This is a genomic window from uncultured Thomasclavelia sp. (assembly GCF_944324745.1).
Classification (GTDB): Bacteria; Bacillota_I; Bacilli_A; order Erysipelotrichales; family Coprobacillaceae; genus Thomasclavelia.
The window spans coordinates 111,476-121,037 of record NZ_CALUXO010000073.1 but is presented as its reverse complement, the minus strand read 5'-3'; the positions used below and the strand labels follow the sequence as shown (position 1 = coordinate 121,037).

11 protein-coding genes are annotated in these 9,562 nt (G+C 30.8%); 6 read left to right on the top strand and 5 right to left on the bottom strand.

Annotated features, from left to right (window positions below; all coding sequences use genetic code 11):
* Positions 1-150 precede the first annotated feature (150 nt).
* Complete coding sequence (locus Q0K54_RS09655; RefSeq protein WP_294580642.1) at positions 151-486, top strand: hypothetical protein; 336 nt, start codon at positions 151-153, stop codon at positions 484-486.
* A 73-nt stretch (positions 487-559) separates the two neighbouring features.
* Here the strand turns inward: Q0K54_RS09655 and Q0K54_RS09650 are convergent, their stop codons facing one another.
* The 4 genes from Q0K54_RS09650 to Q0K54_RS09635 form a co-directional block, all read right to left on the bottom strand.
* Positions 560-1,318: an ABC transporter ATP-binding protein gene (locus Q0K54_RS09650; protein ID WP_294580640.1), complete on the bottom strand. Its 759-nt coding sequence runs from the start codon at positions 1,316-1,318 to the stop codon at positions 560-562.
* Positions 1,306-2,559, bottom strand: a complete 1,254-nt coding sequence (locus Q0K54_RS09645; protein WP_294580638.1) for an FtsX-like permease family protein — start codon at positions 2,557-2,559, stop codon at positions 1,306-1,308. The genes Q0K54_RS09650 and Q0K54_RS09645 overlap by 13 nt, the downstream gene beginning before the upstream one ends.
* 139 nt (positions 2,560-2,698) lie before the next feature.
* Positions 2,699-3,526 carry an SDR family NAD(P)-dependent oxidoreductase gene (locus tag Q0K54_RS09640; RefSeq protein WP_294580636.1) on the bottom strand — a complete coding sequence of 276 codons (828 nt, stop codon included), beginning with the start codon at positions 3,524-3,526 and terminating at the stop codon, positions 2,699-2,701.
* Positions 3,527-3,538: 12 nt separating this feature from the next.
* Positions 3,539-3,895 carry a cupin domain-containing protein gene (locus tag Q0K54_RS09635; RefSeq protein WP_294580634.1) on the bottom strand — a complete coding sequence of 119 codons (357 nt, stop codon included), beginning with the start codon at positions 3,893-3,895 and terminating at the stop codon, positions 3,539-3,541.
* 132 nt (positions 3,896-4,027) lie between these two features.
* On the opposite strand from Q0K54_RS09635, the gene Q0K54_RS09630 reads away from it, so the two are divergent.
* On the top strand, positions 4,028-4,870 hold the full coding sequence (locus tag Q0K54_RS09630) for a LysR family transcriptional regulator (RefSeq protein ID WP_294580633.1): 843 nt from the start codon (positions 4,028-4,030) through the stop codon (positions 4,868-4,870).
* A 28-nt stretch (positions 4,871-4,898) separates the two neighbouring features.
* Here Q0K54_RS09630 and Q0K54_RS09625 read toward each other — a convergent pair whose 3' ends face one another.
* Positions 4,899-5,252: a helix-turn-helix transcriptional regulator gene (locus Q0K54_RS09625; protein ID WP_294580630.1), complete on the bottom strand. Its 354-nt coding sequence runs from the start codon at positions 5,250-5,252 to the stop codon at positions 4,899-4,901.
* Positions 5,253-5,416: 164 nt separating this feature from the next.
* Between Q0K54_RS09625 and Q0K54_RS09620 the strand changes: the two genes are divergently transcribed.
* The 4 genes from Q0K54_RS09620 (at position 5,417) to Q0K54_RS09605 (ending at position 9,553) form a co-directional block, all read left to right on the top strand.
* Entirely contained in the window at positions 5,417-5,635 is a 219-nt protein-coding gene (locus Q0K54_RS09620; RefSeq protein ID WP_294580627.1) for a cation transporter, read from the top strand.
* Between the two features lie 21 nt (positions 5,636-5,656).
* Complete coding sequence (locus Q0K54_RS09615) at positions 5,657-7,525, top strand: heavy metal translocating P-type ATPase (RefSeq protein WP_294580625.1); 1,869 nt, start codon at positions 5,657-5,659, stop codon at positions 7,523-7,525.
* Between the two features lie 331 nt (positions 7,526-7,856).
* Positions 7,857-8,534, top strand: a complete 678-nt coding sequence (locus tag Q0K54_RS09610) for a DUF969 domain-containing protein (RefSeq protein WP_294580624.1) — start codon at positions 7,857-7,859, stop codon at positions 8,532-8,534.
* The gene (locus Q0K54_RS09605; protein WP_294580621.1) at positions 8,534-9,553 is read left to right on the top strand and encodes a DUF979 domain-containing protein; all 1,020 of its coding nucleotides are present in this window, start codon (positions 8,534-8,536) and stop codon (positions 9,551-9,553) included. The genes Q0K54_RS09610 and Q0K54_RS09605 overlap by 1 nt, the downstream gene beginning before the upstream one ends.
* Positions 9,554-9,562: the final 9 nt, after the last annotated feature.

Genomic DNA, 9,562 nt, shown 5'->3' with positions numbered 1-9,562 from the left:
TTCAGGTTTCAAAGATTTATGATTTTTCAAAACTGGATTTCATCTTTCTTTTTTTTGCGGATTCGTGTAAAAAAGTGCAGAAAATTTTTGGTTCGATATTAATTTTTCATAAACTCTTTACACTACCTAATAAAAGGAGGGAAGAAAGTTATGAAGAAGATGAATAAATGTCTACTGATATCATTTATTTTAGGATTTGCCTATGTCCTTTATTTATTTTCTTATATGTATAGTAGCGCTGGTTCAGGAGCAAACGATGCCGAAAACTTAGGTATCGGTCTGGCAATCAGCCTTGCTATGCCACATATGATATGTGCATTATTAGCGGTTATTTTTAATGGGCTAGGATTATTTTTAAACAAAAGAGGTTTTGCTCTTACTGGTGCCATTTTATATACTGTAGCCTGCGTTTTAATGCCAGTATGGTTCATGTTTACTATAATTCAGGCAATTCTATCCTATATTGGATTTGCAAAACTTAAATAAAAATTATTAAAAAAGCCATCTTGATATTTCAGGATGGCTAAATATTTATTATCTTTAATTTTGATAAAATCATCTATTTAAAATAATCTATCTGTGTAGTTATTTTAGCGATCTTTGTATAGTAATCAAATTGACTAAGCGCTTTTCTTTCTAGTTTCGTTTCAACCTTACCATCAACAATATAATATAAAGTATTCGAAAATGAAGCTACAAAACTATCATGACTCACCATTACGATCGTTGTTTTAAACTCTCGATTGATTTTGACAAATAAGTCCATTAACTGTCTAGAACTTAAACTATCAATATTACCGGTAGGTTCATCGGCAAATAGGATTTTAGGATTAGTTACTAAAGCTCTGGCGATTGCCACCCGTTGTTGTTGCCCACCAGAACACTCATATGGAAATTTATCTATTATATCTTCAATGTTTAATTTACGGACAATATCTTGTAGTAACTGATCTTGTTTAGCTACTGGTACTTTATTTAATCGAAGTGAAAATAATATATTATCTTTATTTTTTAATGTATCGATTAAATTATAGTTTTGAAAAATAAATCCAATGTCTTTTTTTCTAAGTAACGCTTTTTCTTTTTCAAACAATCCCAAAATATTATTTCCTAATAAAACTAACTGTCCCTTGGTTAGATCATCAATCGTAGCTAAAATATTGATTAATGTCGTTTTACCAGAACCAGATGGACCCATAATACAAATAAAATCGCCTTCATATACATCTAAAGAAATATCATCAATTGCTATCTTTGGTACGTTACTGTATAACCCATATACCTTATTGATTTTTTTAGCTTCTATTACTTTTTCCATAAATCTATTTCTCGCTTTCTTTTAAATAAAATTAGCATCAAACATCCTAATAATGGTATGACATATTCAGCCATGATCCATAAATTAAGATTAGCACCATGATTAAACTTAATTAAAATACTAAATAAATAACCACCAGCAATAATAAATAAGATTGAAAAAACGATTATAATTTCTTTAAATAACACTTGTTTAATATCCCTATATGTTAAACCTAATTTATATAAATTTTGATATAACTGTTTTTTAGTTGTAAAATCAATTTTGCATCGATTATAAAGGGTAGAACAAATAATAATTACAATTAAAAGATAAATTAATTGTAATTGAATAAAATAAAGCGAATTATCAACAACATTGATCAATTTAATTGGAAGCATTACCATTACAAACATCATCAAAACTAAAATCACTTTAATTTTCTTTAAAAACAACGATACATTACCATTAACAACATACGTCAAAGCCTTTAATCTTTTACAATTATTTCTTTTTTGTAAATAATTAAATATCGTTTGATTAAACAAACCATAACCACCAATAGCTCCAATAATAATTGCCACTCCAGTACCAAAATTAATTTCGGTACTTTGATAGATAATCGATAACCCCAGCAAATAAATCAATATATATAACAAATCCGGCAACTTAAATTTCTTATTTTCATTTTTATAAATTGCAATATTATGTCCTTCAAGCATATCAGAAATTTTGACTTGATTGCTAAAATATAAATCCAAAAAAACTATCAATACATACATCATCAATAAAATCATCAAACTTTGAAACAAGGCTCCTGGAGCAATTACAAAAACATCAGCATTAATTTGATTATAGTAATAAATCAAATATTGAAACAGCGGTATTAATAACATCGATAAAATCATTGATAAACCATAAGCAATAGTAACTATGATAAAATTCTGCACTGACATATATTTAATTAAATCAAACGTATTATACCCAGCTAATTTGACTAATGCGATTTCCCTTGAATTGACATTAATATAATATTGACAGGAATATGCTACTAAATAAACACAAATAGCGATAATTAAAAAGTACAAAATCCTCAAATCGGTAGCATCTTGATCAACCGTTAAATATAATATTTTAAATTGACGGCTTTCTAATAAATTAATCATGATCAAACACATCATTATGGTCATTGCTAGATTAATTATCAAAGATATCGCACTTTTAAAATTTGTTTTTAACATGGTAATTGCCATTTTTACCATCTAACTCACCTCTCATTCATTCTTTCAATCCTATCTACTTTCATTATATATAAAGCAAACAAATAATTAAGTGACTATGAATAAGTGGCTTAAAAACTGCATAACCGGTAATAAATAAAAAGGATTCCTTAGAACCCTTCTATTCATCAAAATTAGTACTATCACCCAGTTCTTTCCATCTGGTAATATCTTTAATATGTTCTTTTAAAATATCAATTCCCAGATCCGTAATTCCTTTACCTAATAGAATTGTTTTAGGATAGTCATCTCTTTCAATCACATCAACGATCACTTTACCAGCTTTATCAGGATCACCCTTTTGTCCAAATGGATCTTGAGCTAACTTATCACGAGCTGCCTGAATTGTCGCATAATCACTAATATGATTTTCTTGTCCCTTTACGTGAGCAACCCTGAAATTAGTTCTAAATGGACCGGGTTCTACAACCATAACTTTAATTCCTAAAGAAGCAACTTCTTTTCTTAAAGCTCCGCTGATTTTTTCTAATGCTGCTTTACTAGCAGCATAATATCCGCCACCACCATCATTAGTAATAACGCCCAATGAAGAAATATTGATAATTGCACCTGCTTTATTAGCCCGCATATCTGGTAAAACAGCTTTAATTAAATTAATTGGTCCAAATAAATTAGTATTAAACAATTCATTAACAGCATCACTGTCACCTTCTTCAATTGCACCACTATATCCCCGACCAGCATTATTAACTAAAACATCAATCATTCCAAAACGTTCTTTAGCCTGCACCATTAATGCTTCAATGCTTTCTTTACTAGTAACTTCTAGCGAAACAGCCAAAGTATTATCAGGATACAAAGCAACTAAATCTTTTAATTTATCTTTATTTCTGGCTGTAATAATAGCATTGTCTCCTTTGCTTAATACCGCTTTAGCGATTCCTTGACCAATTCCACTAGAACATCCAGTAATTAACCACGTCTTCATTTTCTTTCCTCCCTAATCAGTAAATAACACCAATGCAATAAATTCTAATGGTTCCTTACCGATGGCATAAATACTATGACTTTGTCCATCATCAGTAAAAGTGACATCACCAGGTTGCAAAATAGTTTTTTGTTTATTTTCATCAACATATTCGGCTTGCCCTTTTAAAATATACATCGTTTCACTAGTACCTGTATGTTGATGATAACCAAGACCGCTACCAGGGTTTAAAAAACAATGATTAAAAGCTCTACCTTTTTGAGCTAATTCCTCAGGTCCATTTAAGATTTTTTTCATAGTCAAAATTCCACTGCCATTTTGGGGCTTTTCTACTTCAACTACTGTTTGATTAATTTGTTTACGTATCATTTTATCTCTCCTTTATTTTCTACTATCATTGTAACTTTTTTTATTTAAAATAACAGCAGTTTTTATTTTCATCAGTAAAACTTTTAGTTTCACTAAAATAATTAATTTGATAAAATAAAATTGGTGATAAAAATGATTGATACAAATACGCTTTATTATTTAATTGCCGTAGCTAAAGCTAAGACTTTATCGAAAGCCGCTCAAGAATTACACCTATCGCAGCAGGCTTTAGGACGTTCAATGAAAAAATTAGAAGAGCAATTGCAAGTTCCCTTATTTACAAGAACTAAAAATAAAATTGAACTCAATGAATATGGTAAAATGGCAGTAATCTATGCTAAAAAGGTCATTGGACAACTAGATGAAATGGAAACCACGATCAAAGAGCTCGAACGAAAAAATCGGACTATTGCTATTGGTTCATTAGCCCCTCGTCCTTTATATGACCTCTACAAAATTATTGCCACTGAATTTACATCAATGCGTTTAGAAACTGAAATCATCAGTGATGTAGATACTTTGATCAAAGGATTAAGACAAGAAAACTATCAAATAATTATCTTGAATAAAAAAATTAAAGCTGATGATCTAGCTTATAAACTATGGGGCAGTGAACAGTTATATTTTACTCTTCCATTGGATCATCGTTTAGCCAATCAAGATAAGATATCTTTTCAAGATATCGATGGTGAAACTTTGATTCTATATCAAAATATTGGTTTTTATCAAGAACTGGTCACTTCTTTGATGCCAAATACCCATTTTATTATTGAAAATAACCGAAATAATTTTTTAAATCTATTAAATCGTTCTGATTTTGTTTCATTTACAACTGATTTGGCAATGGAAGAAGAGGGAAAAATTAATAATCGTTCAATTAAAGAAATCAGTGATTTTCAATCTATTGTTCCTTTTTATTGTTATTGTTTAAAAAAGAATTATCATAAGTTCCAAAATATCTTTAAAAACATTTAAAAGTCAGGAAAATTTCCTGACTTTTACATTATTTTTCATTAATATGTTCAATTGATTTAGCTAAAATTTCATGAATATGACTATCATCCAATGAATAAATAACCGTTTTACCTTCTTTACGAGATTTAATCAATTTAGAAACTCTTAACGTTTTAAGCTGATGTGAAACAGCTGACTTAGTCATATTAATCACATTGGCTAAATCCGAAACGCACATTTCACTTTGTTGCAAAGACATCAATATTTGAAGTCGAGTACTATCACCCATTACTTTGAAAAAATCCGATAATTCCATGATTTCATCAAAAGCTGGCATATTATCCTTAACTTTATTAACTAATTCAACATCTTGTGGCTTACAATCACATCGATTTTCCAGCATGCGACTCCCCCTTTCAGGACCTTATTAATAATATTATAAATTAAAAATTAAATATTTGTCAATTATCGTTAAAAAGCCTTGACAGTTGAACAATCAATAAACTATAATAATGGTGTAAGTTGAATATATGTTCAATTGTTCAAATAAATCAGGAGGGTATGAAAATGAAAAAGACTTACAAGATCGATGTTGATTGCGCTAACTGCGCTAATAAAATGGAGATAGCTGCTAATGAAACTGAAGGTGTAAAAAATGCTGTCGTTAATTTTATGACATTAAAAATGTCTGTAGAATTTGATGAAGGAGCTAATCCTAAAGAAGTAATGAAAAATGTTTTGAAAAATTGTAAAAAAGTTGAAGATGACTGTGAAATCTTTCTTTAATCTTTAAAGGAGATGGGGAAAATGAATAAAAAGCAAAAGAAAATGCTTGCTAGGATTATCATTTCTTTAATTTTATTCATTGCATTAAAAATATTACCATTAGAACCTATTTATGAAACTGTCTTATTTTTAATCACATACTTAATTATTGGGTATGATATACTAAGAAAAGCAATTAAAGGAATTTTAAATCGACAAGTATTTGATGAGAATTTTTTAATGGCCGTAGCCACAGTTGGAGCTATAGGCTTAGGTGATTACGGGGAAGGAACCGCAGTAATGCTGTTCTATCAAATCGGAGAATGGTTCCAAAGTTATGCCGTTGGTAAAAGTCGTCGCAATATTACTGAATTGATGGATATTCGTCCTGACTATGCTAATATTGAAGACGAAAACGGTAATCTTGAACAAGTAGATCCTGACGAAGTAGAAATCGGTAGTATCATTGTAGTTAAACCAGGTGAAAAAGTTCCCATCGATGGAATTATTATCGAAGGCTCTTCTACTTTAAATACTAGTGCTTTAACTGGTGAAAGTCTACCACGTGAAGCTAGTACTAATGATGAAGTAATCAGTGGTTGTATTAATATGACGGGATTGTTAAAAATAAAAACAACTAAGGAATTCGGTGAATCAACAGTATCTAAAATTCTAGATATGGTTGAAAATGCCAGTTCTAAAAAATCACGTTCTGAAAACTTTATTTCCCGTTTTGCCCGTTACTATACTCCAATAGTTTGCTACAGTGCTTTAGCACTAGCAATCATTCCACCAGTAGTATTAATGTTAACTGGTAATAATGCTAGCTGGTCACAGTGGATTTATCGAGCTTTAACCTTTTTAGTTATCAGTTGTCCATGTGCATTAGTTATTAGTATTCCTCTTAGTTTCTTTGCAGGAATTGGTGGTGCCAGCAATGCCGGTGTTTTAGTCAAAGGTTCTAACTATTTAGAAGCTTTAGCTTCGGCTAAATATGTTGTTTTTGATAAAACAGGAACAATGACTCAAGGAGTCTTTGAAGTAAATGGAATTCATCACGCAACGATTGATGAAAAAGAATTAATCGAATATGCTGCTTTAGCTGAAAGCTATTCAACACATCCTATTTCTAAAAGCTTACTTAAAGCTTATGGTGAAAAACTAGATAAAAATCGTGTTCATGAAGTTGAAGAAATCAGTGGTCATGGTGTTGTCGCTAAAATTGATGATTGTACCGTTTTAGCTGGTAATGATAAATTAATGAAAAAGTTTAATATTGATTATGAAGAATGTCATAGTGTTGGAACTATTGTCCATGTTGCTATTGATAATCAATATGTTGGTCATATCTTAATTTCTGATATTATTAAACCAAATGCTAAAAAAGCTATTCAGGAATTAAAGAAAGTTGGTATTAAAAAGACCGTAATGTTAACTGGTGATACCAGCAAGGTTGCTAATGCTGTGGCAAATGAGCTGCAAATTGATCAAGTATATAGTGAATTACTTCCAGGTGATAAAGTTAATAAAGTTGAAGAGTTATTAAATCAAAAAGGACCTAAAGAAAATCTGGTCTTCGTTGGTGATGGAATTAACGATGCCCCTGTTTTATCTAGGGCTGATATAGGTATTGCCATGGGGGCACTAGGTAGTGATGCCGCTATTGAAGCTGCTGATATTGTTTTAATGGATGATGATCCATTAAAGATTTCTAAAGCAATCAAAATTGCTAAAAAATGTGTTCGCATCGTTTATGAAAATATTTATTTTGCTATTGGTATTAAAGTAATCTGTCTACTGCTTGGAGCTGTTGGAATTGCCAATATGTGGCTTGCTATCTTTGCTGATGTTGGCGTCATGGTTCTAGCTGTATTAAATGCAATTCGTGCTTTAAGAGTAAAGAATTTATAATAACTTATTTGATCCAAAAAAGAATATTTCTTTTTTGGATTTTCTTTTTTCGACAAATTCAGAATTTAAACAGTAAATTTATAGCTTTATTAACATCTTCATTCATTCATCACCAGTCAAATATACTGACAAGTTGAAATAAAAGTGAAAAAAGTATATAATACACCTATGCAATATCAAATTGTATACACAAGTGCAATTATTTGATTTTATCCGTTCATTCAAAGATTATTTTAAATGATCCTTGATGATATTTATATAAACAAAAAGTATTTTTTATTTATATAAAGGATCGAAACTTGAGGTATACGATGTTAGAAAGGGGAATATTATGGAATATTTAACATTGATAGGTATTGTTATTATTGTTGCCGGTTTCGCCTTGAAATTAGACGTTCTTGCAACAGTAATCATTTCCGGACTGGTTACTGGGTTAGTTTCCGGAATGAGTTTAGTTGAAATCTTAGAAATCTTAGGGAGCTCATTTGTCAGCAACCGTTTGATGTCTATTTTCTTAATCATCTTCCCAGTAATTGCCATTATTGAAAGATATGGTTTAAAGGAAAGAGCAGCTTATTTGATTGGAAAAATCAAAAATGCTTCTGCTGGTAAAGTTTTGGCAATTTACTCAGTAGTACGTACTGTTGCTTCTGCTTTGAACATCAGAATCGGTGGTGTCGTTCAATTTGTTCGTCCATTAGTTTTACCAATGGCTCAAGCTGCTGGTGAAAAAGTTAAAGGTGATAAATTTGATGAAAAAGAAACAGAATCAATCAAAGGTTTATCAGCTGCGGTTGAAAACTATGGAAACTTCTTTGCACAAAACTGCTTCCCTGCTGCTAGTGGTGTTGTTTTAATGCAAGGTACTATGGCTGGAGCTGGTTTTACTGAAGTTACATTAGGAACTATTGCTACTTCTTCACTTTATATTGCTGTAATTTCAGTAATCTTAACATTTGTTCAAGTATTCTTATTTGATAGAAAAATTAAAAAAGGAGGTAAAAAATAATGTTAAACTTTCTAAGCATCTATCTTCCTGAATTTTTCTATGTATTATGTGCTTTAGTCAGTTTTGATACTGCTTATCGGGCAACTAAAAATAAAGAAGCACGAATTGGAACAACACTATTTTGGGCTTTATTAGGGATTACATTTATGTTTGGTCGTTTAATTCCTAGTGTTGTTATTGGAGCTATCTTAGTAGTTATGGGGTGCTTAACTGCAACTAAACAAGTTCGTATGGGTGAATTTGTTGAATCTACTGCAGAATTCCGTCAAGCTTCAAGTCAAAAAATTGGAAACAAAATTTTTATCCCTGCCATTTCAATTGGGGTTATGGCTTTAATTTTATCATTAATTCAATACAATAGTGAAACAGCACAAACTTTCTTCTTGAAGTTAAGTAGTTTCTTTACAATTAAATTATTCTCATTTGGAAGCTCTGCTGGTGACCCTACTGCCTTAGATGGTGCAGTTATGACTGGTGTTGCTTGTATCGTTGCTTTAGTTTTAGCTATTGTTATTTGTAAACCAAAATTATCTGAAACTCGTAGTGATACATCTAGATTATTAATGCAAGTTGGTGCATCTTGTTTATTACCACAATTATTAGGAGCATTAGGAAGTGTTTTCTCTTCTGCAGGTGTTGGTGATGTCATTTCACAAATCATTTCTAACGTCATTCCTTCTGGAAATGTCTTCTTAGGAGTTGTCGTATATTGTTTAGGTATGGTTATCTTTACAATGATCATGGGAAATGCATTTGCAGCATTTACTGTTATTACTTTAGGAATTGGTATTCCATTTGTTATTAATCAAGGTGGCGATCCTTCTGTTGTGGCTGCTTTAGGTATGACTTGTGGTTACTGTGGTACTTTAATGACACCTATGGCTGCTAACTTTAATATCGTTCCTTGTGCCGTTTTGGAAACTAAGGATCAAAAATATGCAGTTATTAAATCACAGGCTCCTATGGCTTTAATTATGATCGTGATTCATATTGTTTTAATGTTAGTATTAGCTTTTTAAGAGGTGATA

Coding starts and splice junctions, on each gene's coding strand:
- Q0K54_RS09655 (WP_294580642.1), top strand. CDS start 151: ATGAAGAAGATGAATAAATGTCTACTGATATCATTTATTTTAGGATTT.
- Q0K54_RS09650 (WP_294580640.1), bottom strand. CDS start 1,318: ATGGAAAAAGTAATAGAAGCTAAAAAAATCAATAAGGTATATGGGTTA.
- Q0K54_RS09645 (WP_294580638.1), bottom strand. CDS start 2,559: ATGGTAAAAATGGCAATTACCATGTTAAAAACAAATTTTAAAAGTGCG.
- Q0K54_RS09640 (WP_294580636.1), bottom strand. CDS start 3,526: ATGAAGACGTGGTTAATTACTGGATGTTCTAGTGGAATTGGTCAAGGA.
- Q0K54_RS09635 (WP_294580634.1), bottom strand. CDS start 3,895: ATGATACGTAAACAAATTAATCAAACAGTAGTTGAAGTAGAAAAGCCC.
- Q0K54_RS09630 (WP_294580633.1), top strand. CDS start 4,028: ATGATTGATACAAATACGCTTTATTATTTAATTGCCGTAGCTAAAGCT.
- Q0K54_RS09625 (WP_294580630.1), bottom strand. CDS start 5,252: ATGCTGGAAAATCGATGTGATTGTAAGCCACAAGATGTTGAATTAGTT.
- Q0K54_RS09620 (WP_294580627.1), top strand. CDS start 5,417: ATGAAAAAGACTTACAAGATCGATGTTGATTGCGCTAACTGCGCTAAT.
- Q0K54_RS09615 (WP_294580625.1), top strand. CDS start 5,657: ATGAATAAAAAGCAAAAGAAAATGCTTGCTAGGATTATCATTTCTTTA.
- Q0K54_RS09610 (WP_294580624.1), top strand. CDS start 7,857: ATGGAATATTTAACATTGATAGGTATTGTTATTATTGTTGCCGGTTTC.
- Q0K54_RS09605 (WP_294580621.1), top strand. CDS start 8,534: ATGTTAAACTTTCTAAGCATCTATCTTCCTGAATTTTTCTATGTATTA.